Annotated in this window: 24 protein-coding genes and 1 pseudogene; 16 read left to right on the top strand and 9 right to left on the bottom strand. The window is 57.5% G+C overall.

From position 1 onward, the window contains the following. Window positions 1-15: 15 nt before the first annotated feature. Both G6L28_RS13425 and G6L28_RS13430 read right to left on the bottom strand, forming a co-directional pair. A complete protein-coding gene (locus tag G6L28_RS13425; RefSeq protein WP_174064334.1) occupies window positions 16-573 on the bottom strand; it encodes an HNH endonuclease in 558 nt (185 codons plus the stop codon). A gap of 99 nt (window positions 574-672) precedes the next feature. After that, the gene (locus tag G6L28_RS13430) at window positions 673-1,317 is read right to left on the bottom strand and encodes a DNA-3-methyladenine glycosylase family protein (protein ID WP_234902570.1); all 645 of its coding nucleotides are present in this window, start codon (window positions 1,315-1,317) and stop codon (window positions 673-675) included. A 38-nt stretch (window positions 1,318-1,355) separates the two neighbouring features. Between G6L28_RS13430 and gluQRS the strand changes: the two genes are divergently transcribed. Next, complete coding sequence (gene gluQRS, locus G6L28_RS13435; protein ID WP_174064336.1) at window positions 1,356-2,252, top strand: tRNA glutamyl-Q(34) synthetase GluQRS; 897 nt, start codon at window positions 1,356-1,358, stop codon at window positions 2,250-2,252. On the opposite strand, the gene G6L28_RS13440 is transcribed toward gluQRS, so the two are convergent. Then, a complete protein-coding gene (locus G6L28_RS13440) occupies window positions 2,223-3,131 on the bottom strand; it encodes a YihY/virulence factor BrkB family protein (RefSeq protein WP_174064337.1) in 909 nt (302 codons plus the stop codon). The genes gluQRS and G6L28_RS13440 overlap by 30 nt on opposite strands. A 173-nt stretch (window positions 3,132-3,304) precedes the next feature. Between G6L28_RS13440 and G6L28_RS13445 the strand changes: the two genes are divergently transcribed. The 7 genes and pseudogenes from G6L28_RS13445 to G6L28_RS13475 all read left to right on the top strand — a co-directional run bounded on the left by G6L28_RS13445 (window position 3,305) and on the right by G6L28_RS13475 (window position 8,673). Continuing rightward, window positions 3,305-4,138 carry an SDR family oxidoreductase gene (locus G6L28_RS13445; protein WP_174064338.1) on the top strand — a complete coding sequence of 278 codons (834 nt, stop codon included), beginning with the start codon at window positions 3,305-3,307 and terminating at the stop codon, window positions 4,136-4,138. A 63-nt stretch (window positions 4,139-4,201) separates the two neighbouring features. After that, window positions 4,202-4,399 carry a twin transmembrane helix small protein gene (locus tag G6L28_RS13450; protein WP_174064339.1) on the top strand — a complete coding sequence of 66 codons (198 nt, stop codon included), beginning with the start codon at window positions 4,202-4,204 and terminating at the stop codon, window positions 4,397-4,399. 2 nt (window positions 4,400-4,401) lie between these two features. Beyond that, window positions 4,402-4,989 (top strand): cob(I)yrinic acid a,c-diamide adenosyltransferase, encoded by a 588-nt coding sequence (locus tag G6L28_RS13455; protein WP_174064340.1) that lies wholly within the window; start codon window positions 4,402-4,404, stop codon window positions 4,987-4,989. A 21-nt stretch (window positions 4,990-5,010) separates the two neighbouring features. Then, window positions 5,011-5,691: pseudogene (locus G6L28_RS13460) on the top strand (rhomboid family intramembrane serine protease); the annotation flags it as partial. 277 nt (window positions 5,692-5,968) lie between these two features. After that, window positions 5,969-6,715, top strand: coding sequence for an electron transfer flavoprotein subunit beta/FixA family protein (locus G6L28_RS13465; protein ID WP_174064342.1), 747 nt, complete (start codon window positions 5,969-5,971; stop codon window positions 6,713-6,715). Between the two features lie 24 nt (window positions 6,716-6,739). Further along, window positions 6,740-7,669, top strand: a complete 930-nt coding sequence (locus G6L28_RS13470; protein ID WP_174064343.1) for an electron transfer flavoprotein subunit alpha/FixB family protein — start codon at window positions 6,740-6,742, stop codon at window positions 7,667-7,669. Between the two features lie 122 nt (window positions 7,670-7,791). Beyond that, window positions 7,792-8,673, top strand: coding sequence for a 3-hydroxybutyryl-CoA dehydrogenase (locus G6L28_RS13475; RefSeq protein ID WP_174064344.1), 882 nt, complete (start codon window positions 7,792-7,794; stop codon window positions 8,671-8,673). Window positions 8,674-8,675: 2 nt separating this feature from the next. Here the strand turns inward: G6L28_RS13475 and tlpA are convergent, their stop codons facing one another. Then, entirely contained in the window at window positions 8,676-9,347 is a 672-nt protein-coding gene (tlpA, locus tag G6L28_RS13480) for a thiol:disulfide interchange protein TlpA (RefSeq protein ID WP_174064345.1), read from the bottom strand. A gap of 24 nt (window positions 9,348-9,371) precedes the next feature. Between tlpA and argH the strand changes: the two genes are divergently transcribed. The 4 genes from argH to G6L28_RS13500 all read left to right on the top strand — a co-directional run bounded on the left by argH (window position 9,372) and on the right by G6L28_RS13500 (window position 15,180). Next, complete coding sequence (gene argH / locus G6L28_RS13485; RefSeq protein WP_174064346.1) at window positions 9,372-10,772, top strand: argininosuccinate lyase; 1,401 nt, start codon at window positions 9,372-9,374, stop codon at window positions 10,770-10,772. A gap of 95 nt (window positions 10,773-10,867) precedes the next feature. Further along, window positions 10,868-11,065 carry an LPS translocon maturation chaperone LptM gene (gene lptM / locus G6L28_RS13490; RefSeq protein ID WP_174064347.1) on the top strand — a complete coding sequence of 66 codons (198 nt, stop codon included), beginning with the start codon at window positions 10,868-10,870 and terminating at the stop codon, window positions 11,063-11,065. Window positions 11,066-11,077: 12 nt separating this feature from the next. Further along, window positions 11,078-12,346, top strand: coding sequence for a diaminopimelate decarboxylase (gene lysA, locus G6L28_RS13495; RefSeq protein WP_174064348.1), 1,269 nt, complete (start codon window positions 11,078-11,080; stop codon window positions 12,344-12,346). Between the two features lie 164 nt (window positions 12,347-12,510). Beyond that, window positions 12,511-15,180, top strand: coding sequence for a TIGR02302 family protein (locus tag G6L28_RS13500; protein WP_174064349.1), 2,670 nt, complete (start codon window positions 12,511-12,513; stop codon window positions 15,178-15,180). Between the two features lie 75 nt (window positions 15,181-15,255). Here the strand turns inward: G6L28_RS13500 and G6L28_RS13505 are convergent, their stop codons facing one another. From G6L28_RS13505 to G6L28_RS13515, 3 genes are all read right to left on the bottom strand, one after another. Next, window positions 15,256-15,624 carry a response regulator gene (locus G6L28_RS13505; RefSeq protein WP_174064350.1) on the bottom strand — a complete coding sequence of 123 codons (369 nt, stop codon included), beginning with the start codon at window positions 15,622-15,624 and terminating at the stop codon, window positions 15,256-15,258. Between the two features lie 150 nt (window positions 15,625-15,774). Beyond that, entirely contained in the window at window positions 15,775-16,320 is a 546-nt protein-coding gene (gene hpt / locus G6L28_RS13510; protein WP_174064351.1) for a hypoxanthine phosphoribosyltransferase, read from the bottom strand. Window positions 16,321-16,399: 79 nt separating this feature from the next. Further along, entirely contained in the window at window positions 16,400-17,074 is a 675-nt protein-coding gene (locus G6L28_RS13515) for a hypothetical protein (protein WP_174064352.1), read from the bottom strand. Window positions 17,075-17,264: 190 nt separating this feature from the next. Between G6L28_RS13515 and ftsE the strand changes: the two genes are divergently transcribed. From ftsE to G6L28_RS13535, 4 genes are all read left to right on the top strand, one after another. Beyond that, a complete protein-coding gene (gene ftsE / locus G6L28_RS13520) occupies window positions 17,265-17,924 on the top strand; it encodes a cell division ATP-binding protein FtsE (RefSeq protein WP_174064353.1) in 660 nt (219 codons plus the stop codon). Further along, window positions 17,917-18,921, top strand: a complete 1,005-nt coding sequence (locus G6L28_RS13525) for a cell division protein FtsX (RefSeq protein WP_174064354.1) — start codon at window positions 17,917-17,919, stop codon at window positions 18,919-18,921. Before ftsE ends, G6L28_RS13525 begins: the two co-directional genes overlap by 8 nt. Window positions 18,922-18,998: 77 nt before the next feature. Next, window positions 18,999-19,691 carry a YdcF family protein gene (locus G6L28_RS13530; protein ID WP_174064355.1) on the top strand — a complete coding sequence of 231 codons (693 nt, stop codon included), beginning with the start codon at window positions 18,999-19,001 and terminating at the stop codon, window positions 19,689-19,691. A gap of 130 nt (window positions 19,692-19,821) precedes the next feature. Next, on the top strand, window positions 19,822-20,616 hold the full coding sequence (locus tag G6L28_RS13535) for a lysophospholipid acyltransferase family protein (protein ID WP_174064356.1): 795 nt from the start codon (window positions 19,822-19,824) through the stop codon (window positions 20,614-20,616). 23 nt (window positions 20,617-20,639) lie between these two features. Here G6L28_RS13535 and G6L28_RS13540 read toward each other — a convergent pair whose 3' ends face one another. Together G6L28_RS13540 and cobT are read right to left on the bottom strand one after the other, a co-directional pair. After that, a complete protein-coding gene (locus G6L28_RS13540) occupies window positions 20,640-21,632 on the bottom strand; it encodes an esterase-like activity of phytase family protein (protein WP_174064357.1) in 993 nt (330 codons plus the stop codon). 37 nt (window positions 21,633-21,669) lie between these two features. Beyond that, window positions 21,670-23,580: a cobaltochelatase subunit CobT gene (gene cobT, locus G6L28_RS13545; RefSeq protein ID WP_174064358.1), complete on the bottom strand. Its 1,911-nt coding sequence runs from the start codon at window positions 23,578-23,580 to the stop codon at window positions 21,670-21,672. Window positions 23,581-23,672: the final 92 nt, after the last annotated feature.

Raw genomic sequence — 23,672 nt, forward strand, 5'->3', positions numbered from 1 at the left:
AGCAACCCAGAGAAATCAGGGCTGCAGCTCGGTATCCCAGTAAAGATAGTCCATCCAGCTCTCATGCAGGTAATTGGGCGGGAACGACCGCCCATTATTGTGCAAATCCTGCACCGTCGGCTGGTAAGGCTTCTGATGCGGGAACATGCCCGCCTGCTTCGGCAGCTTGCTTCCCTTTTTCAGATTACAGGGTGAGCAAGCGGCGACGACATTGTGCCAGGTCGTTTCGCCGCCATGGGCGCGGGGGATGACGTGATCGAACGTCAGGTCATCGTCAGCACCACAATACTGGCATTCGAACTTGTCCCGCAAGAACACGTTAAAGCGCGTAAACGCAGGATTCCGCGTCGGCTGGATATAGGTCTTCAAGCTGACGACACTTGGCAGCCGCATGGAAAAGCTGGGGGAACATACCGCCTGATCATATTCAGCGATAATGTTCACACGGTCGAGGAAAACTGCCTTGATCGCGTCCTGCCAGGACCATAACGACAAGGGATAATAACTCAGTGGCCTATAGTCCGCGTTCAGAACGAGCGCCGGCAGGGCCTGTGGTGAAACTGCAATCGTCAAGGGCTTCTCCTGATCGATTCGGCATCTGCACCTGTATATTAGGTCTGTTGTTACAGGATTGTGAAGCAAATAAATGAAGCGCTGAAAGAAAGGCGGATTTCAGGCGATGGGCAAGGCGTCCCGCCTGTTGATTGCCGCATAATAGGCCCAGAAAATGCGCGCAGCGACCGATCTCCAGGGCGACCATGAAAGTGCCAATTCGCCGAGTTGTCTGGCTGTGGGTCTGGCTCCCATTTCCAGCGCGTGCGCCACCGCCGCCTGCAAGGCTACATCGCCTGCCGGAAAGATATCGACATGGCCACCGCAAAACATCAGATAGACTTCCGCGGTCCAAGGCCCTACTCCGCTCAGCGCCGTCAACTCCCGCAATGCCAGTTCACCGTCCATACGGCTCAATTCAACGAGATCGAGGCCACCATTGACGACCGCTTCGGCCACCCCCTGAAGCGTTCTGGTTTTCGCTCTTGAAAGGCCAAACCCGGCAAGCGTCTCGGTATCGACAGCGAGAAAATTCCGCGCCGTCACTTCACCCGTTCCAGCCAGCATTCGGCGCCATATGGCATCTGCGCTGGCACGCGACACCATCTGCGAAACGATGGTGCGCGCAAGCCCGGCAAAACCAGGCTCGCTCAAGCGAAGCGGCACCGGGCCAGCCTTACTTACGATGGTTTCGAGACGCGGGTCGATCAGGCAGAGTGCGGCCACACCTGCCTCGATATCCGCTATGTTGGTGATGATGTTCAAACGGGCCTCACACGCGAGATGGCAAGTCATAACGAAGCATGGCAAAAGAAACCATGGCTTTATCCTTTCGTCAAAAACCGGTTTTCCGTTTCGCCCCCAGCCCCAATGGCCCGTTGCATCTGGGGCATGCGCTTTCGGCTTTCATAAACCACGATATGGCGACGGAAAAAGACGGGCAATTCCTGTTGCGGATCGAAGACATTGATCAGGCGCGCTGCACGCCGGCACTGGAATCGGCGATATACGATGATCTCCATTGGCTTGGAATGACATGGGAAGAGCCCGTTCGTAGACAATCGGAACACTTTGTGGAGTATCGCTCCGCATTGGACAAACTCATTGCCATGGGTCTTGCTTACCCGTCATTTATGAGCCGCGGTGAGATCAAGTCTTTCGTAGCAGGACAGGAGATGACGGCTGGTAATTGGCCGCGAGACCCGGATGGCGCGCCGCTTTATCCGGCGGTCGACAAGGAGCGCTCCCCACAGGATGTCGCAGACCTTCTGGCTTCCGGGATCAAGCACGCCTGGCGGCTGGACATGGACAAAGCCCTTTCTCTCGTCTCCACTCCGTTGACGTGGAAAGAGAACCGTGGAGACGGAGAGGAGATTTTGTCGGCGGATCCCGCCGCTTGGGGCGATGTCGTCCTTTCGCGCTCCGACGCGCCGTCCAGCTATCATCTGTCCGTCGTGCTGGATGATGCTCTTCAGGGCGTTACCCATGTGGTCCGCGGACTGGACCTGTTTCACGCGACCTCCGTCCACCGGCTGTTGCAGCATTTGCTGGGCCTGCCGGTGCCGGATTATTATCATCACCGTCTGATAACAGGACCGGATGGCCGCAAGCTTTCAAAAAGCGAGGGCAGCACTGGTCTCTCTTTGCTTCGAGCACAAGGCCGCAGCCCTTCAGATATCCGCAGCCTCGTCGGCCTCTAGGGCCTGCTTCAGACTGCCATTATGGATACCTGCCTTGACGATGTGGCGAACCCGGTACTTCATCAGCGCCGCATTGACCTCCGCTCCCAGCATGAAGATGACGCCGACCATGTAAAGGAAGACCAGCACGATCATGACCGAGGCGAGACCGGCATAGGTCGCCGAGTAGTTGGCGAAAGTGGCGAGGTAGTAAGCGAAAATCCCGGCACCGATCACCCAGAAAATCAGCGTCAGCACAATGCCAGGAAGAACGTCCCACACTTTGCGACGACCTGCTGGCAGCCACAGATGGGCCGCAACCAGACCTGCGGCAAGCACGATAATGGTGCCGTAAAGGCCGAGGTTCGAGATCGTCTTCAAAACATCCGTGAGCAACGGAAACCGCGTTTCGGCGAAAGACAGCGCGACCGGCACCGCGACCAGAACGATGCTGATTCCGGTAAAGATGACAACGGCGATGATGACGTAAAACAGGCTGAGCAGGCGTGTGACGTACCACCAGCGCGTTTCGCTGACACGATAGGCGCGGTTCAGTGAAATGCGGATCGCTTCTACGCCATTGGAGGCAAAGTATGCCGCCGCCAGAACCGAGATCGTCAGCAATCCGCCGCGCGGTATCGTCAGAACCTGCTGCACCTGAGCCGCGAGTGGCCCTGCGATCGCTTCCGGCCATGTATCGAAGATCAGATGGACCGCCGTTTCTGAAAACTGGTCGGCACCCAGAAAGCTTGCGAGAGCAGTACCGAAGATCAGGAACGGAAACAGCGCAAGCAGAATGGACAGTGCCACATGACTTGCCATCGCCCAACCATCGTCATCGGCAAAATGGAAATATGCATCGAAGGCAACTTTCTGGGCGAGGCGTAGAGCGGCGACCATGTCACCTCCTTGATCGGCATTTCATTTGTAACGCAAGACGAAATATGGGAAATCGATCCTCGCTTGTACAGCGCTTAAGCCTTCTGATCGGTTCCATCCCTTCGGGAAGAATTGCGCGCTATTGAAATAGTGCAGGCGCTGTTTTCGCCTGTCAAAGCCAAGAAAGTCCCTGCATGTCCGAAAAGCCGGTCGTAATCATCACGGGGTGTTCCACCGGCATCGGCGCTTATTGCGCAAACGCCCTGCACGCGGATGGTTGGCGTGTTTTCGCGACGGTTCGCCGGACAGAGGACATGGCGGAGCTGGAAGCTCATGGCATCGAAACCCTGATCATGGATTACACCAAACCCCAAACAATCGCTGCTCTGGTTGATGATGTTGCGGCGAGAACCGGCGGCCGCATCGATGCGCTGTTCAACAACGGCGCTTACGGTCAGCCCGGCGCGGTCGAAGATTTATCGGTCGATGTGCTGCGTCAGCAATTCGAAACCAATGTTTTCGGCTGGCACGATCTCACCTGCCGCGTCATTCCCTTCATGCGCAGGCGCGGTCAAGGCCGCATCGTCCATTGCTCATCCATTCTCGGGCTGGTTCCCTATCGATATCGCGGTGCCTATACGGCCTCAAAATTCGCAATCGAGGGCTTGGGAGTGACGCTGCGCATGGAGCTGCAGGGCAGCGGAATTCATGTCAGCCTCATCGAACCCGGCCCGATTGTCTCGAACTTCACGGCAACTGCCCTGAAGCATATCAAGGGCAATATCGATCTCGAAAATTCGGCCCATGCGCATGAATATCGACGCCAGCTTGCGAGGCTGGACGGCACCGGCCCGGTCAACAAACACAAGCTCGGCCCGGAGGCGGTCTATAAGCAGCTGAAACATGCGCTGACTGCGGTTAATCCGAAGCCCCATTACGTCATCACGACGCCTGCAAAGCAGGGCGTTCTTTTGAAGCGCCTGCTGCCTTCCGCATTGTTCTACCGGCTTCTTCGCAAGTTCGACTAGCCTAATCTCATCGTCATCAGTTAGAACGTTTTCAAACAGCCGAATTATTCAGGGAGGATCATGATGTCCAGCTTCACCACCGTTCTTGCGGTCATCGTCATGGGGCTGGTCGTTCTGGTGCTGATACGAGGGCTGTTCAACATGCTCAAAGGCACCGATGCCAACCGCTCCAACAAGCTTATGCAGCTCCGCCTGCTGCTACAGGCCATCGCCATCATCCTCATCATGTTCACGCTGTGGCTGACGGGCGGAGGGCGCTGAACATGGTGAAACTCAACAAGATTTACACCCGCACGGGCGATGACGGCACGACAGCGCTGGTTTCAGGACCGCGCCGCAACAAGCACGATCTTCGCATTGAAAGCTATGGTGATATCGACGAAACAAATTCGGTTATCGGGATTGCTCGTCTTCATACGACAGAGCTGTCGGAACTGGACGCCATGTTGTTCCGCATCCAGAACGATCTCTTCGATTTAGGGGCTGACCTCGCCACTCCCGATGACGGCAAGCCTCTCTCATACGAACCGCTCAGGATCATCGGCTCACAGGTGACGCGTCTGGAAAGCGAGATCGACGCGCTCAATGAGAACCTCTCTCCATTGAAGTCTTTCGTACTGCCGGGTGGCTCCGCCGCAGCAGCCTATTTGCACCTTGCGCGTACCGTCGCGCGGCGTGCGGAGCGCAGAATGGTCGAGCTTGCACATATGGAAGGCGAAACCGTCAGCGAAGCGGCACTTCAATACGTCAACAGACTGTCGGATTTTCTTTTCGTTGCGGCGCGTTTCGCCAATCATGCCGGGCAATCCGGCATGTCCGACGTATTATGGGTACCGGGCCAAAATCGCTGAAAAGATACGAGGTCGCCATCCATGTTCATCCCGTTGCATGATGCGAACTCGCTCAAGCACATCAAGCTGCAATATGTCACGCTGTCGCTGATCGGCGTCAATGTTCTCGTCTGGCTGCTGGCTGGCGCATTTTCCAGCGAAGAACAGGCCAGCGCCGCCGTTCTGGGTCTGGGCTTCATTCCCGCGGTCGTCTTCGACTATGCGGTGCTGGATGAAGCTTTCCGGATCGTACCGACAGACAGCACCATTTTCACATATGCCTTTCTCCACCTCAGCTTCTGGCACCTGGCTTCGAACATGGTGTTTCTGTGGGTGTTTGGAGACAATGTGGAGGATGCCTTGGGCCATCTGCGTTTCCTGATCTTCTATCTTGCCTGCGCCGCCGCCGGAGCGCTTTTCCACGGTCTGATCGCGCCATCATCCGAAGGGCCGCTGATCGGTGCGTCCGGGGCCGTGTCCGGCATCGTCGCCGCCTACCTGTTGCTGCACCCGAAAGTTCGCGTGTGGGTTCTCGTTTTCATGCGTATTCCGATTCCCCTTCCCGCGTTCATTCCACTGGCGTTGTGGGTCGGTCAGCAGTTTTTCATGCTGCTCTTCTCGGCGGAAGAAAGCGTTTCCTGGGCCGCCCATGTCGGCGGCATATTTGCTGGGGTATTGCTCGTGCTTTTCTTCCGCAGACCCGGCGTCCCGCTGTTTGACCGGTAGATCGTGACGCCGAGGGCGGTTGAGCATAAAAATCAAGGGCCACAGAGCACTCTCGTGTCGCAAACGGAACGACCTTACGACCGCATTCAGTGAAAATTACTCGAAGGGTCAGTATTTACGTTCACGTCCACGTAAGATATCCCCGCCGTGCATGGCATTATGAACATTGCTCCGTTGAAATCGGGGTAAAAATGCGTATCCATGTCGCAACTTGATTTATCAGGAGGACCGTTCGGCGTTCCGCTTACGGTCAGGAGTTGAAAGAAGGCTGTCGATGAAAATTCTCGTGCCCGTTAAGCGTGTGGTGGACTACAACGTGAAGATCCGCGTAAAGGCGGATGGTTCCGGCGTTGAGCTTGCCAACGTCAAGATGTCGATGAACCCGTTCGATGAGATTTCGGTCGAGGAAGCCCTTCGCCTGAAAGAAGCGGGCAAGGCGGAAGAGGTGGTCGTCGTTTCCATCGGCCCTGCCAAGGCGGAAGAAACGCTGCGCACAGCCCTTGCCATGGGTGCCGACCGCGCCATCCTCATCGAAACCGATGAGGCGGTCGAACCGCTCGCCGTTGCCAAGCTGCTGAAGGGCGTCGTCGAGACGGAAGCCCCGGGTCTCGTCATCGTCGGTAAGCAGGCAATCGATGACGATTCGAACCAGACGGGACAGATGCTCGCCGCACTTCTTGGCTGGGGCCAGGGCACATTTGCGTCGAAGGTCGAACCATCCGATAGCAAGGTTGCCGTGACCCGCGAAGTCGATGGCGGTTTGCAGACGGTCGAGCTGAAACTTCCTGCGGTCGTCACCACCGACCTGCGCCTCAACGAGCCGCGCTACGCGTCCTTGCCAAACATCATGAAGGCGAAGAAGAAGCCGCTCGACAAGAAGTCGCCTGCCGACTTCGGCGTCGATATCGCACCACGCCTCAAGGTTCTGAAGACCGAAGAGCCCGCTGGCCGCAAGGCTGGCGTCAAGGTTGGTTCCGTTGCCGAGCTGGTATCGAAGCTCAAGGCCGACGGCATCCTCTAAGGAAAGCGAAAGGGAGATTTCAACATGGCCATTCTTCTTCTGGCAGAACACGACAACGCAACCCTTTCCGACCAGACGGCAAAGACGCTTACTGCGGCCAGCCAAATTGGCGGCGATGTGACTGTTCTGGTCGCAGGCTCCGGTGCCAAGGCTGCTGCGGATGAGGCCGCAAAGCTCTCCGGCGTTTCCAAGGTACTTCTGGCTGACGATGCATCCTACGCCAACCAGCTGGCAGAGCCACTGGCTGCACTTCTGGTTTCGCTTGCGGCATCGCATGACGTCATCATCGCGCCTGCGACCGCATCGGCCAAGAACGTTCTGCCCCGCGTCGCAGCCCTGCTCGATGTCGCGCAGGTTTCGGAAATCACCGAAGTCGTCTCTGCCGACACGTTCAAGCGTCCGATTTACGCCGGCAACGCCATTCAGACCGTTCAGGCAACCGATGCCAAGAAAGTCATTACGGTTCGGACCGCTTCCTTCGCACCGGCCCCGGCTGGCGGTTCTGCTTCTGTCGAAACCGTTTCGGCAGCTGAAAACCCCGGCGTGTCGTCCTTCGTTTCGGATGCGCTGGCTTCGTCCGACCGTCCTGAGCTGACCTCCGCCAAGATCATCATTTCCGGCGGTCGCGCACTCGGCTCTTCCGACAAGTTCAAGGAAGTCATCCTGCCGGTGGCAGACAAGCTCGGTGCTGCCGTTGGCGCATCCCGCGCTGCCGTCGATGCCGGTTACGCTCCGAATGACTGGCAGGTTGGTCAGACCGGTAAGGTCGTTGCGCCGCAGCTTTATATCGCCGCAGGTATTTCCGGCGCTATCCAGCACCTTGCAGGCATGAAAGACTCGAAGGTCATCGTCGCCATCAACAAGGACGAGGAAGCGCCGATTTTCCAGGTTGCCGATTACGGGCTCGTCGCAGACCTTTTCGAAGCCCTGCCGGAACTCGAAAAAGCAATCTGATAACCTCAAACATCAAAGCGGCGCGTTTTTCCAAATGCGCCGCTTTCGTTTTTCGACAATATGCGTAACATCGTGTTCCCGATGCGGCGCGCATCGATAGAGACTTGACAGGAGAACTACGCATGACCGCCCCAATCAAAACAATCGGTGTTATCGGAGCCGGTCAGATGGGCTGCGGCATCGCGCATGTTTCGGCCTTGGCTGGATACAAGGTTCATATTTACGATCTCTCGAAGGATCGGATCGAGGCCGGACTTGCAACCATCAACGGCAATCTTGCGCGTCAGGTCAGCAACGGCAAGCTTGAGGATGACGCCCGCAAGTCAGCGCTTGGTCTCATTGCCGGTTCCTCCGACCTGAACGATCTGGCCGCGATGGACCTCGTGATCGAGGCGGCAACCGAGCACGAAGAAACCAAGCGCAAGATTTACGCGCAGGTCTGCCCCGTCTTAAAGCCGGAAGCCCTGCTTGCAACGAATACGTCCTCACTCTCCATAACCCGCCTTGCCTCGGCAACCGACCGCCCAGAACAGTTCATGGGTATTCACTTCATGAACCCGGTTCCGGTGATGAAGCTTGTCGAATTGGTTCGCGGCATCGCGACAGGCGAAAAAACTTTCGAAGCCGCCAAGGATTATGTCCGCTCGCTCGACAAGGCGATCACGGTTGCGGAAGATTTCCCGGCCTTCATCGTCAACCGCATCCTGCTGCCGATGATCAACGAGGCGATCTACACGCTGTATGAGGGTGTCGGCACCGTCGAAGCCATCGACACCGCCATGAAGCTCGGCGCAAACCACCCGATGGGCCCGCTGCAACTGGCGGACTTCATCGGTCTCGACACCTGTTTGTCGATCATGCAGGTGCTGCATGACGGTCTGGCCGACAGCAAGTACCGCCCCTGCCCACTTCTCGTCAAATATGTCGAAGCCGGATGGCTGGGCCGCAAGTCCGGTCGCGGCTTCTACGATTATCGCGGCGAAGTGCCGGTTCCGACGCGCTGAATTTACTTGGCGGGGGCGGCCGCAGCCACGAGCGCCTTCGCGTCTTCGCTATCCCATGCCGCAGGGCCGTTCATGGAGGCCAGCAGGCAGCCCTTGTCATCGATGAGCAGAGTTGCCGGAAGGCCGAAGGCGAGGCCTTCCTTTTTCAGCGCATTGAATACGCCCATCGAGCTATCGCGATAAAGCTTGAGCGAGTCGATCTTGTACTCGCTCATGAAAGCCTTCGGCTTTTCATCTGCACCCGTATCGATGTTGACGGTGACGACCTCAAAATTGCCGCCGCCCTTTTCCTTTTCAAGCGCGTTCAAGGCGGGCATTTCTTCGCGACAGGGTACGCACCATGTCGCCCACAGGTTCAGAAGCACCGTCTTGCCTTTGAGATCGGCTTGCGTCATCGCCATGCCGTCCGGTCCCTTGAAAGAGAGAGAAATGACGCGCGGCGTGTCGGCAGCGGACATGGCAGCGACCTGCCCTTTCAGGAAGGGCTTGAGCGACGCGATCCGCTCGCCTGCACCTTCACATAAAGCCGCATCGGCCACCGCTACCCCTTGAACCTGACCTTCAGACCCAATATGCCTGAGCAACACCACTCCCCCACCGCTGAAGATGCCGGCGATGGCGGCAATTGCAACAAGTCTGGCGGACGGAAGCCTGAATGGCCTTTTTTCTGTCATCGAATACTCCAGGGCACGCATATTATGGCTGACGGCACCGAACAGAAATCCTCCAACCAGATGTGGGGCGGACGTTTCGCTTCCGGTCCTTCTGCCATCATGGAAGAGATAAATGCCTCCATCGGCTTCGACAAGAAGCTTTACGCTCAGGATATCCGCGGCTCAGTGGCGCATGCGACGATGCTTGCCGCAAAAGGCATTATTTCCGCAGAAGATAAAGACAAAATCATCGAAGGCCTGAACACGATCCTGTCAGAGATCGAGGCTGGCACCTTCGAGTTTTCCCGCAAGCTCGAAGACATTCACATGAATATCGAGGCGCGCCTCGCAAACCTCATCGGACCTGCCGCCGGTCGCCTGCATACGGCCCGCTCGCGCAACGATCAGGTGGCGCTCGATTTCCGTCTCTGGGTGAAGGAAGAGCTTCAGAAGACCGAAGCCATGCTGAGCGCGCTGATCACGGCCTTTCTGGACCGCGCCGAGCAGCATGCCGATACGGTCATGCCTGGTTTCACCCATTTGCAGACGGCCCAGCCCGTCACTTTCGGTCATCACTGCATGGCCTATGTCGAAATGTTCGGTCGTGACCGCGCCCGCGTTCGCCACGCCATCGAGCATCTGGATGAGAGCCCGATCGGTGCTGCTGCACTTGCGGGTACCGGTTACCCGATCGATCGCCACATGACGGCAAGCGCTCTGGGCTTCCGCGAACCGACCCGCAACTCCATCGATACGGTTTCGGATCGCGATTTTGCGCTGGAATTCCTCTCCATCGCCTCTATCTGCGCCACGCATCTGTCGCGTCTGGCGGAAGAAATCGTCATCTGGTCGACACCGCAATTCGGCTTCATCCGCCTGTCGGACGCTTTCTCCACCGGCTCGTCCATCATGCCGCAGAAGAAAAACCCTGATGCCGCCGAACTGGTTCGCGCCAAGACCGGTCGTATCAACGGTTCGCTGATCGCGCTTCTGACGGTGATGAAAGGCCTGCCGCTTGCCTATTCCAAGGATATGCAGGAAGACAAGGAACAGGTCTTCGATGCAGCAGAAAGCCTAGAACTCGCAATCGCCGCGATGACCGGCATGATCAGCGATCTGGAAGTCCGTGTCGACAGGATGCGCGCCGCTGCCGGTTCAGGCTATTCCACCGCAACCGATCTCGCTGACTGGCTTGTGCGTGAAGCAGGTTTGCCCTTCCGCGATGCCCACCACGCCACCGGCCACGCGGTCGCACTTGCGGAGAAAAAGGGCTGCGATCTTGCCGATCTTTCGCTTGAAGAATTGCAGGGCATCAACTCCGCTATCACCGCAGGCGTTTTCGATGTGCTGTCGGTCGAAGCCTCGGTTGCCAGCCGCACCAGTTTCGGTGGCACCGCGCCGTCAGAAGTGCGCAAGCAGATCGCCTGGTGGCGGGCGAAGAACTGATCAATCTCACGATAGATCAGCATCACAAGAAACAGGGTGCACAAGCGCCCTGTTTTTCGTTATCAGAGATGCAAAGAATTCCTTTGGACGGGTCCATGCTTTTGAAAACCTCTCGCAGTTTCATTCTTCCTGTCAGCGTGGCGCTTGCCGCTGGCCTTGCTCTTTCCAGCTGTGGCCGCAAAGGGGATCTCGATCCACCAGGCACTCCGACAGAGCAGCGCAACATCCGCTCGTCGGATGGTAAGGTTGAAAAAACGCCCGAACGCCCTTTCATCCTCGATAAGCTTTTGTAACGGACTGTTGCCGTGAACCATTTTCATTACATCGACAGCGTTCTCCACGCTGAAAACGTCTCCGTGCCTGAAATCGCTAAAGCTGTTGGAACGCCTTTCTATATCTATTCCACCGCCACGCTGGAGCGACATTATCAGGTCTTCTCGCAGGCCTTCAGTGATGTCGACGCCATGATCTGCTACGCCATGAAGGCGAACTCCAACCAGGCCGTTTTGAAGACGCTGGCCAAGCTCGGCGCAGGGATCGACGTGGTGTCCGGCGGCGAGTTGCGCCGTGCGCTCGCGGCAGGCGTACCTGCCAGCCGCATCATGTTCTCGGGTGTCGGCAAAACCGTTGCGGAAATGGATTTCGCGCTGGAGGCAGGCATTTACTGCTTCAACATCGAATCCGAACCGGAACTCGAAGTTCTGAACCTTCGCGCCGTAAAGGCGGACAAAAAAGCCCATGTCTCCTTCCGCATCAACCCGGATGTGGACGCCAAGACCCATGCCAAGATTTCCACGGGCAAGAAGGAAAACAAGTTCGGCATTTCCTATCAGCGTGCCCGCGCCGTCTATGCCCATGCCGCGACCCTGCCCGGCATCGAAGTGTCCGGCATCGACATGCACATCGGCAGCCAGATTACCGAATTGCAGCCCTTCGAGGATGCTTTCCGGCTGCTGCGCGAACTGGTGGAATCCTTGCGTAGTGATGGACACGCCATCAGCCATGTCGATATCGGCGGTGGACTCGGCATTCCCTACAAGGACGACAACAACCCGCCGCCCTTGCCGGATGCCTATGCGCACATCGTCAAGAACGAGCTGAAAAGCCTCAACTGCAAGATCGTCACCGAGCCGGGCCGCCTGATCGTCGGCAATGCCGGAATTCTGGTGACAGAGGTCATCTACGTGAAGGATGGCGGTGAAAAGACGTTCGTGATCGTTGACGGCGCTATGAACGATCTCATTCGCCCGACGCTCTACGAAGCTTACCACGGCATTCGGCCGGTGGTGCTACCTGCCGCCGATGCCCCACGCATCAAGGCCGATGTCGTCGGTCCCGTCTGTGAAACGGGTGACTATCTGGCGCTCGATCGGGAAATGGCAACACCTGAGCCCGGTGATCTGATCGCCGTCAGCTCCGCCGGTGCCTATGGTGCCGTACAGGCCGGAACCTACAATTCCCGCCTGCTGGTGCCGGAAGTGCTGGTCAATGGCGACCAGTTCCACGTCATCCGCCCGCGCGGGACCTATGAGGAATTGATTGCCCTCGATTCCGTCCCTGCCTGGCTGGATTGAACCACTGAGCGATCACAATTAGGCGAAGATGCCTAAAAAATGAGGGCGAGCAGAGGCTTGCCCTCGTCTTCGCCATAAACAATGTTATCGTGCCCATTGCGGCACTGAACGTTTCCGGTTGCGGGAGCTATAAAAACGTGTGGCCAGACCGGGAGAACGGATTGATGACCACATCCAGGCAGGGCGGAAAAGGCGCTTTCGAACAGAAAAACGAGTTGGCACGATGCGTCGCGACCAAGCGCTTTTTTGCGAAGCTTGTTCTGTTTATCGAACGTCTTGCGCCCAAAACGCTGCTGCCGCTTTCCATTGCCGCGCTTTTCGTTTCGATCGGATGGTTTGGCCTCTTCCGGCAGATGCCGGATATTCTCCGCTGGGCAATCGTCTTCGTCCTGATCTTCGGTTTCATCAGCGCCCTTCTGCCCATCGCCCGCCTGAAATGGCCGACGAAGGGTGAGGCGTCCCGCCTGCTGGAAGAACGTAACGGCCTTCCCCACCAGCCCGTTGGCGTTCAGGAAGACGAACCCGCTTTCGAAACACCGATTGCCCGCGCACTCTGGAAAGAACACCAGATCCGGATGGCTGAGCGCATCGCGGTCCTTGATGCTGGCCTGCCGAAGCCGGATATCGCACGCCATGACCAACTGGCGTTGCGTGCCGTTCCAGCACTTCTGATCGTCGCGGCCTTCGGCTTTTCCTTCTCGAATGGCGCTGGCGGCATTGCCGATGCATTTCGCAACCAGCCAACGGGTGGCCCAACCAATCCCGATATCCGCCTCGATGCCTGGGTAACGCCGCCGTCTTACACCGGACGCGCGCCTATCTTTCTGACCGGGCAAAACGGCGAGCCTGCAGAAGCCGTCTCAGTGCCGCAGTCCTCCAAGTTGACCATCCGCATGACGGGTGGTGCCGGCAATGAAGAAGTGACCTTTGAGCCGGATGAAGCCGGGCAGTTGCAGAAACTTGCGCCCGAAGGCGCGGAAAAGGCTGCCGAGCGACAAACCGCCGCTGCGCAACCTGCCACTAAAACCCAAGGCGCGCCGCTGGCACCCCGCACCTTCACCATGGATTTCAAGGAAAGCGGCACGATCGAAGCCAACGGCCAGCAATGGATGTTCAATATCATCCCCGATCAGCCCCCGGTCATCGCCTTCGATAACCTGCCGCGCCGCGCAGTCAATGGTGCATTGGAGATCGGCTTCACGGCAAAGGATGATTACGGCGTGCGTGAAGCCCATGCGGTCATAGAGCCCGTTGGCGTGGCCGAAGGCGCAACTCCGCTCTATCCCAAACCAGAATACAAGCTGGACCTGCCCCGCCAGAACCCGCGCGACATGAAGGGCGTGACAAGCCGCAATCTCACCGAACATCCAATGGCTGGAAAACGCGTTCGCATAACGCTGGTGGCGACGGATGGCGCGGGCCAAACCGGACGGAGCCCCTCTCAGGAAATGATCCTGCCGGGTCGTAATTTCTCGGAGCCGCTTGCCGCCTCCATCGTGGAACAGCGCCAGATTTTCTCGCTCGACACGCGCCAGATGCCGAAGGCTATCGCCTATAACGAAGCCGTGGGCATGCGCCCGGAAGAAACAATCCCGAACACGACGCACTATTTGCTTTTGCAATCCGCGCAGGCGCGCATGAAGCTCGCCTATAACGAGGAGATGCTGAAGGATACTGCTGACTACCTCTGGGAAATCGCTCTCGGCATCGAAGATGGCGATCTTTCGCAGGCAGAGCAAAGGCTGCGTGATGCGCAGAATGCTTTGTCGGACGCGATGGAACGCAAGGCTCCTGACGAGGAAATCGCCAAGCTGATGCAGGAACTTCGTGAAGCGATGAACGAGTTCATGCAGGAACTTGCCCAGCGCATGCAGAACGCGCCGCAGGCAAACATGAACCAACAGGCCCAGAATGTGCTGCGCCAGCGCGATCTGGAAAACATGATGAACCAGATCGAAAACCTGGCTCGCTCCGGCAACCGCGAAGCGGCGCAGGAAATGCTCCAGCAGTTGCAGCGCATGATGAATAATTTGCAGGCTGGCAGGCCACAGCGCGGCCAGCAAGGCCAACAGCAGCAGGAAAACAGCCTGCTTCGTCAGCAGATCGACAAGCTGGGTGAAATCATGCAGCAACAACAGAAACTGATGGATGAAACCTTCAAGCTGGATCAGGCGCTTCGCGACCGGATGCAGCGCGGTGATCCGCAGCAGGGCCAGGATGGCGAACAGCAGATGGGCGAAAACGGCCAGCAGCAGCAGCAAGACCAGAACGGTCAGCAGCAAAATGGCCAGGGCCAGAACCCGGATCAGATGACGGCAGAGCAGCTTCGCGAAGCCTTGAAGAATCTGCGCCAGCAGCAGGAAGGTCTGGGCAAGCAGCTCGGTGAGTTACAGCAGGGTCTACGTGAACTCGGCATGGAGCCCGGCCAGAATTTCGGCAAGGCGGAACAGGAAATGAAGGGTGCCGGACAGGCGCTTGGCCAGGGGCAGGGTGAGCGCGCTGTCGAAGGTCAGGGCAACGCCCTTAACGCTTTGAGACAGGGCGCGCAGGATATGATGGGCCAGATCATGCAGGCCATGCGCCAGCAGGGCCAGCAACCGGGACAGGGACAGCAGGGCATGATGGGCCAAGGCAACCAGAACGGTCGTGACCCGCTCGGACGGCCCCGAGCCAATTCCGGTCCCGATTTCGGAGATTCTCAGGTTCGCGTGCCTGATGAAATCGACGTGCAGCGCGCTCGTGAAATTCTCGATGCGATCCGCGAGAAGCTCGGAAACAATCCGCCCGGCGAAATCGAGCGCCGTTATCTGGAGCGCCTGCTCGATATTCAGTGAGGCAGATCGAAGGCCTATCGCAAAAATATAGGGCGGTAACCGCCCTGATATTTAACTTGCACTTCGCCAGCTGTCTTATGCTGGAACGGATGCCAGCGCACGCGCGACGGCCAGACGGATGTCTGGCAAAGCAAAAGGCTTTGGTACGACATCGATGATCTTTGCCACCAGATCGTCTGCCCGCTCGCGCTGTTCCGCATAGCCGGTCATCAGCAGGATTTTGAGACCGGGAAACTGTGTGGAGGCGCGGTGCGCCAGTTCGATACCATCCATCACGGGCATGCGAATGTCCGATAATAGGAGGTCGAATTCCTGCTCGTTGAGCTTTTCGAAGCCCTGCTCGCCATCGGCGGCTTCGTGTGTTTCGTGCCCATCTAGGCGCAGGGCGCGCGCGACGAAGGTGCGCAATGCGTCTTCGTCTTCGGTAATCAGAATTTTTGCCATCTTCCATTGCTCCTGGTAGTCATTCCAGCGAGCAACAAACTCGGTCATTTCTCTTTGCAAGAGGTAAATAGACCCGGCTGTCCGGCTGGCATGGTTAACAATCCATGCCGATTCCGTTCGGTTCCCGTTTTATAAAGGAACACTGAAAATTTACTCGGCGTCACCCGTGACAACGCCCACGAACGGCAGTTCGCGGAAAGCATAGGCCACGTCCATGCCGTAACCGACAACGAAATAATCGGGGCATTCGAAGCCGACATAATCCGCCTCAAGCTGTTCCTTGCGCTTTACTTTCTTGTCGAGCAACACGGCGATCGTCACGTTGCGCGCACCACGCTCGTAAAGCAGCTCCTTCGCAAACAGCAACGTACGACCGGATTCGAGAATGTCGTCGATCAACAGGACATCGCGATCTTTTACGTCGCTGTCGATATCCTTGACGATGCGAACACCTTGAGAAACGGTACCAGCGCCATAGCTGGAAAGCGTGATGAACTCCACTTCCGGCGCAAGTCCACTATCATGCAGAGCGCGGATAAGGTCTGCAGCGAAGATAAACGAACCTTTTAGGACGGCGATGACCAGCAAATCCTTCGTGGGACCGCCCGCAATATGCTTCGCCATATCACGGTTGCGTTCCGCGATCTGCTCGGCTGTGTAGAGCGGTTCAATGTTTTTTCCACGAACGACTGGCATAAGTTCTCCTGCGTTTTCTGTACTCACAAACCTTATCGAACGGAAATGTGAGTTAAACGAAGGGGCTCCGGTAGCACAGTCAGCGCTCAGAAACACCCGTTTCCGTAAAGGAAAGCTTGATTTCAGGCGTTTTTCCACCAGGATGGCGCAGTTTTGCCGAGAAGCCATGGCTGAGACCGGGCGCGATCTCCGTCACCGGAGGCTCGATCAGCATGCTCGCGACCTTTTCGCCCTTGGCCGCAAAAAGGTCTGCGCGGATCGTCGGGATGGACTGGATACCCGGACCGTTGTTCTCGACGATACCGTTGATGATCAACACTTCCATGCCGCCTGCGTCCTGCGGGGTGATGCTGATGTGAGTAATCGCCAGCGGATCGACCGGTGCCGCCGTCGCAGCGTTATGATCCGGAAGAACCGTAAAACCGCCCGACAGAAAGAAAACGCCCACCACCGCTGCGGCAACGATAGCCGAGTAACCGTCGACGGAAAGACCAGAGAGTTTCCTGTCGATGCGATTGATCATGGAATGGGCCACATCGATAGCCGTCACGGCCCTCGACTTGCGCTGTTGATAAGCCGCACGCCGGTTGTCGTTGCCGTAGTCACGATGAGGCGTTTCCTTTATCGTGACAAACTCGGCATCTACAATATCCCCTTTGTCGCTGTTACGGGTTCGCCATGTCTGGCGAAGTGGCGTCTCCGGCATCAAAAGGTCCAAGTCGAGTGCCGCTTGCCGGCGAGATGAACGGAACATACCCATGAAGTTCCCTCGGTCAGTTTTTCGGCCCGATAAAAGCTGGGCATTGAATGAAATCCTGCATAGTCGTAAATTTAATTGGTTAATGCTTCGCAAACAACACGAGATTCGCCGCCACCCGGTGTTGGCAGAGGCCTGAAACGATGAAGCCAAGTGCACGCCACGAAAGAATGAGACTGGAAGTTCGTTGATCCATTTCGAAAATGTCGGGTTACGATATGGCATGGGCCCGGAAATCCTACGGGACATGACCTTCGATATTCCCAAGGGGTCGTTCCAGTTTCTGACCGGCCCGTCCGGTGCCGGGAAGACGACGCTTCTGCGCCTGTTGCTGATGTCGCTGCAACCAACCCGCGGCAATATCCGAATGTTCAATCGTGATGTGTCGCGCATTCCACGCAGTGAATTGCCAATGCTGCGCCGCCGCGTCGGCATCGTATTCCAGGATTTTCGCCTGCTGGATCACCTGACGACCTATGAGAACGTCGCCCTGCCTTTGCGTGTGCGTGGCAAGGAAGAAAGCGCCTATAGAAGCGACGTCATCGAACTCTTGAAATGGGTGGGTCTCGGTGAACGGGTGAACGTATTGCCCGCCATTCTTTCCGGTGGCGAGAAGCAACGCGCCGCAATCGCCCGTGCACTGATGGACCAGCCGGAAATTCTGCTGGCCGACGAACCGACGGGCAATGTCGACCCGCCAATGGCCAAGCGCCTGCTCAATTTGTTTCTGGAACTCAACAGGCTCGGGACCGCAGTCGTCATCGCCACGCATGATTTCGGTCTCATGGATCAGGTGGATGCACGCCGAATGATCCTGACGGAAGGGCGGCTCGACATCTATGAATGAGATGAACAGCAAGAACCTCAAGCCGCAGCAGGGCGCACAGGCGAAACTTCCGCAGATGCGGATACGACCGATGGCACCCATCCTGCCGCCCTCGAATATTCAGGGCAATGCGCTGATCGTCGTCATCGCCATCATGGCGTTTCTCGCCTGTCTCACGCTGGGAGCCGTCAGTATGGTACGCGCTACGGCAGGCAGCTGGCAGAGCCAGATCTCCCGCGAGATCACCATTCAGATCAAGCCCGAGGAAGGGCTGGACATGAATGGTGCGCTGAACAAGGCGCGCAATCTGGCACTCGACTTCGTTGGCACCCGCGAAGGCACCATCATGGATGACGCAGCGACGAGCCGCCTTCTCGAGCCCTGGCTCGGCTCCGGGCTTGACCTTTCGGAACTCCCTGTGCCGCGTCTCGTCATCATCACCATCGACGAAAATAATCCGCCCGATTTCGAAGCCATGCGCGCCATGCTGAAAACGGAAATCCCGCAGGCCTTTCTGGACGACCACCGCACATGGGTCGACCGGCTGGTGTCCATGGCACATACCACAGTGATGATTGGTCTCGGCGTCTTGATCCTCGTCTTCACCGCCATGGTTCTGACCGTCATCTTCGCAACCCGTGGCGCGCTTTCCGGCAATCGCCATATCGTCGAGGTGTTGCATTTCGTTGGCGCGGAAAGCGGTTTCGTCGCAAGGGAATTCCAGAAGCATTTCCTGAAAATAAGCCTCAAGGGGTCGGGGGCAGGCAGCGCCGCTGCCGCTGCGGTATTTCTCGCCGCCGGATTCTGGCAGTCCCGTTCCCTCGCCACCCCGCAAAGCGATCAGGCCAGCGCGCTGTTCGGCTCATTTTCGGTGGGTATGGACGGCTATGTCGGTATTCTGGCGACCATGATCATCATCGCTCTGCTGACGACGATTACCGCCCGTATGACCGTCATTCGTACCATAGACGAGATCGACCGCGTGCGGTCCGATCCCTCCAAAAGCGAGGGGCTGTAGGACGGTGCGATAGCATTCTGGAACAGCACAACTGCCTGTTCCTTGCCTTAACGAACGCTTATGGGTAACTCATGGCAATGAGTCGAACAGAGCGGCACGATCAGATGACTGATTCGGCGCGAACCCGCTGGTTTTCACGCCACGGTCGCCTGCGCCGTTTCGTGCGAACAACCCTTCTGTTCTGCCTGGTTGTCGCAGGCGCATTTTTTGGCGGTTTCCTGTGGTTTGCCGACTCCGTCGCCAGCATGCGCCCGCCTCGCATCGCCAAGGCTGATGCCATCATCGTTCTGACGGGAGGCTACCAGCGGATCGATCAGGCCGTAGGCTTGCTGAGAGACGGTGTGGGCAAACGTCTTCTCATCTCGGGCGTCAACCCTGCCACCACCCGCGCCCAAATCAGGAAGATGACGCAAAGCTCTTCCGATCTCTTCACCTGCTGCGTGGACATGGGCTATCAGGCCATCGACACCATTGGCAACGCCAACGAGGCTGCGCAATGGATTCGCGACAAGGGCTATGCCTCGGTCGTGGTGGTAACAAACAATTACCATATGCATCGCAGCCTGCATGAATTGCGCAGCGCCAGCCCCGATACCCAATTCATCGCCTATCCCGTTATCAATTCGGACCTGAGCCGCACCAACTGGTTCTCCAACCCGGATGTGCTTCGCACCATGCTCTCCGAGTATGCCAAGTTCGTCGGCGCCGCCGCACGTGATCTTAGCGGCATCGGCAAGGGAAATGGCCTGCGTGACGAAAGCTCCCTCTAAATTCGCCGGCACCACGTTTTCGCCGATAGTTCTTGCCGCATAAGCACGTTTTCGTGTAGGCGTTGGCCATCTGCGCTGGCTCGAAGAAGCACCTTTTTCTCCGGCAATAGCGCCCGGAGAAGCCAGATTTATGCTCAGACTACGTTCCGTTCTCTTCAACACGCTCTTCTATCTCAATCTCATTGTGCGGATGATCGTGCTGACGCCGATCTATTTCATCGTGCCGCGCAAGCTTGCCTTCGAAATTCCGAAGAACTGGGCGCGCTCCAACCACTGGCTGATGGAAAAGATCGTCGGAACCACGTTCGAGATAGAGGGACTGGAAAACATCCCGGAAACGGGCTGCATATTTGCGCCAAAGCATCAATCCTTCTGGGATACCTATGCCCTGCTGCCGAACCTGAAAGATCCGGTCTATATCCTCAAGCGTGAGTTGATGTGGATACCGCTGTTCGGTTGGTATGTCGCCAAGCAACGGATGATCCCGGTCAACCGAGCTGCACGCGGCAAGGTCATGCTGAAGGTTATGGAGCGCGCCCGCGAGGAGATGGCGAAGGGTCGCGAACTCATCATCTATCCCGAAGGCACACGCCGTCCACCGGGAGCAGAGCCGGAATATCGCTACGGCATCGCGCGTCTTTACCGCGATCTCCAGGTGCCGGTCGTGCCCGTCGCGATGCATCCTGGCCTGTTTTGGCCGCGCCGTTCCACCATGCGTTATCCCGGCCATTTCAAGGTGCGCATATTGCCGCCGATCCAGCCGGGGCTCGATCCTGACACGTTTTTCAAGACACTGATCGAGGTTACGGAAAAGGCGAGCGACGAACTGCTCATCGAAGCAGCGCGGGACAATCCAAACCTGCCTTTGCCACCCACTGCTTTGAAGCGTCTGGCTGAACTCAAGGCTGAAGCCAATCCAACCTGAGACGACCTTCAAGTCCTCGAGATTTACTCGAGGATTTTGAATTCCAGCATGATGCTTCGCTGCAGGAACGAATGATTATCGTCAGAGACGACAATGAGATGGGTCGAGCCATCCGGCTGCGGCACGACGTCGATAGCTTCCATATTGTCGATCTGGTTCGATAATCCGGCTTCGACAAGAACGTCACCATCGACAAGAGATCCGGGCTTGATCGCATCTGCATGGATACGGCGAATGCGCATGCCGACCCCTTCGGCAAAATTGAAACGCCGCTCCAGCAGGAGAAGGTCGCCACTGGGCAAGAACGCGCCATCGGTTACAGCAAACGAGCCTTCTCGCTTGACTTCGAAAAGACCCTTGCGAGGCCCTTCGAGGATCGCAGCAAACAGGTTTCCGTTGGCATCCACACTGTCTTCCGCAACGACGACCATAGCCCCGGCGAGTGGCGATTTTGAAGGTGCGGCGACCAGCGTTTCGATTCCACCATTGCGGCGCAGTTCGCGGTTGGGAATGAGATAAGGAAGTAGCGCCTTCGGCTTCGCCGTATCGAAGCCGGTATCTGGAAACACTTCGATGCGGTGGAATTGCTCATAGCTGACATAGGCTTTGCCATCGCGCAGCGCCAGTCCTTCCGCATCCATATCGACCTTACGCTTCGCGCTGTTTCCATCGCGGTCGAGCATCGCGTCGATATGGACGTTCGAAAGTCCGGACAATGCACCAACCCGATCTCGCGCGATTTCACCTGTCATCCAGTGACCGGTATCCAAAACCGCCACGAAGTTGCGTCCATCCAGCCTAAAGCGGATGCTGGAGATAGCACCGAAAAGCGGCTCCGGTGATTTCATGACAAGGCCGCCGACGAACTCCAGCTTGCCGAAGCGTTTTTGCGATGAACCCGCTAGAAAATCTTTGATGGGCAAAGAGGCTACGGGAACATCGACGCTGGAAGCACCGATCCCTATCGGGCTTAAAATGCCGATTAGGAGCGCAACGAGCCGAACCCCGTTTGGCACGGATAAGAAACCACACCCCGCGCGGTGACGAGAATGCCTATCCGGCACGGCGCATCCTGCGGGAACGGCCCGAACCGGCACTCGCGCTCGTGTCTTCAAACAGCGCCGCCAGTTGTTCTGTCATCGCACCGGCCAGTTCATCAGCATCCACAATCGTCACGGCGCGGCGGTAGTAACGCGTAACATCGTGACCGATGCCGATAGCCAGAAGCTCGACTGGGGAACGGGTTTCGATCTGTTCGATGACAGCGCGCAGGTGCCTTTCCAGGTAATTGCCCGGATTGACCGATAGCGTGGAATCGTCCACCGGCGCACCGTCCGAGATCATCATCATGATCTTGCGCTGTTCAGGCCGGTTGATCAGGCGATTATGCGCCCACATCAACGCTTCGCCATCGATGTTTTCCTTCAGCAGACCTTCGCGCATCATCAGGCCGAGATTGCGTCGCGCACGACGCCACGGCGCATCCGCGCTCTTGTAGATGATGTGGCGCAAATCGTTCAAACGGCCTGGCGATGGCGGCTTGCCGCCTGCCAGCCACTGTTCACGCGATTGCCCGCCCTTCCACGCCTTGGTGGTAAAGCCGAGAATTTCCACCTTCACGCCCGAACGCTCCAGCGTTCGAGCCAGAATGTCGGCACAGGTGGCAGCAACGGTAATAGGCCGGCCGCGCATCGAACCGGAGTTGTCGATGACGAGCGAAACCACGGTATCGCGGAATTTCGTATCGTGTTCTTTCTTGAAGGAGAGCGGCTGCATGGGGTCGATGATGAGACGCACCAGACGCGCCGGATCGAGATAGCCCTCTTCCAGATCGAAATCCCAAGAGCGGTTCTGCTGCGCCATCAGGCGGCGTTGAAGCCGGTTGGCAAGCCGTCCGACAGCGCCTTGCAGATGCGCCAGTTGCTTGTCGAGGAACGCGCGCAGGCGGTCCAGTTCGGCCTCGTCGCAGAGTTCTTCCGCGTGGATTTCCTCGTCAAACTCCTCGCTGAAAACGCGGTAATCGACTTTTTCATTAAAATCATCGAACGGGCTATTGGGGCGACGGGTCTCGCCCGGCGTTTCAGAGTCGTCGTCGAGATCGTCGGACATTTCGTCCTCCGACATCTCCGCGCCATCCATCTCGCCGTCTTCCATTTCCTCCTGGGAAGCCTCGCTCTCTTCGGCAGGCGCCGCATCGGCACCGGCTTCTTCTTCGACCTGCTCTTCCTGTTGCTCGTTGCTGCGTGGCTGATCTTCTTCGGATTCCGCTTCCTGAGATTCCGGCTCGTCGTTCTCGTCGCCAAAATCCTCCGCCATCTGCATGGAGGTCAGCATTTTTCGAACGAGCCTCGAAAAGGCTTTCTGATCCGCGATGACGTCAGAAAGATCATTCAGATCGGAGGCTGCCTTGTCTTCGATGAAGGAACGCCAGACGTCCAGCGTCTTTCCCGCACTTTCAGGAGGCTTTTCTCCCGTCAGCTTTTCACGCACCATCAACGCCATCGCTTCGGCAATAGGCGCATCTTCCTGTGTGTTGATGTTACCGAAATTCGCCTTGGCATATTTCTCGGTGTTCATGGCGCGGATATTGGACGCCATGCCCGGCATCCGCAGAGCGCCGATAGATTCGACGCGGGCCTGTTCGACAGCATCGAAGATCGATCGCGCGTCGGCACCTTGCGGGGCCATCGTCGCGTGCATGTCGCTGTCGTGGCAGGCAAGGCGCAATGCCATGGAATCGCCTAACCCACGGGTGACGGCGATTTCATTGGTCGTGGGTTTCTTGGAGATCTCCGGCAGCCGCATACGCTCGCCCGCAAGGCCGGGGCGTTCATTGGCGAAAACCACTTCGACTTCAGACTTGCCAGCAACGGAGCGGACGCAGCCGGTGATTGCCTGACGCAAAGGTTCGGTATCGATGACCGTACCGGATTTGGGTCTCACATTGTCGCCGCGCGCTGCCATTGTCTTTCCTGTCGATTCTGCACGCCCCGCGCTGACTTGATGCCATGCGCGAAAGCGTCTTCGTCTTCAATGCATCGGATGATATCTCCGGC

It is taken from the genome of Agrobacterium larrymoorei (assembly GCF_013322225.1).
In the GTDB taxonomy this organism is placed as follows: domain Bacteria; phylum Pseudomonadota; class Alphaproteobacteria; order Rhizobiales; family Rhizobiaceae; genus Agrobacterium; species Agrobacterium larrymoorei_A.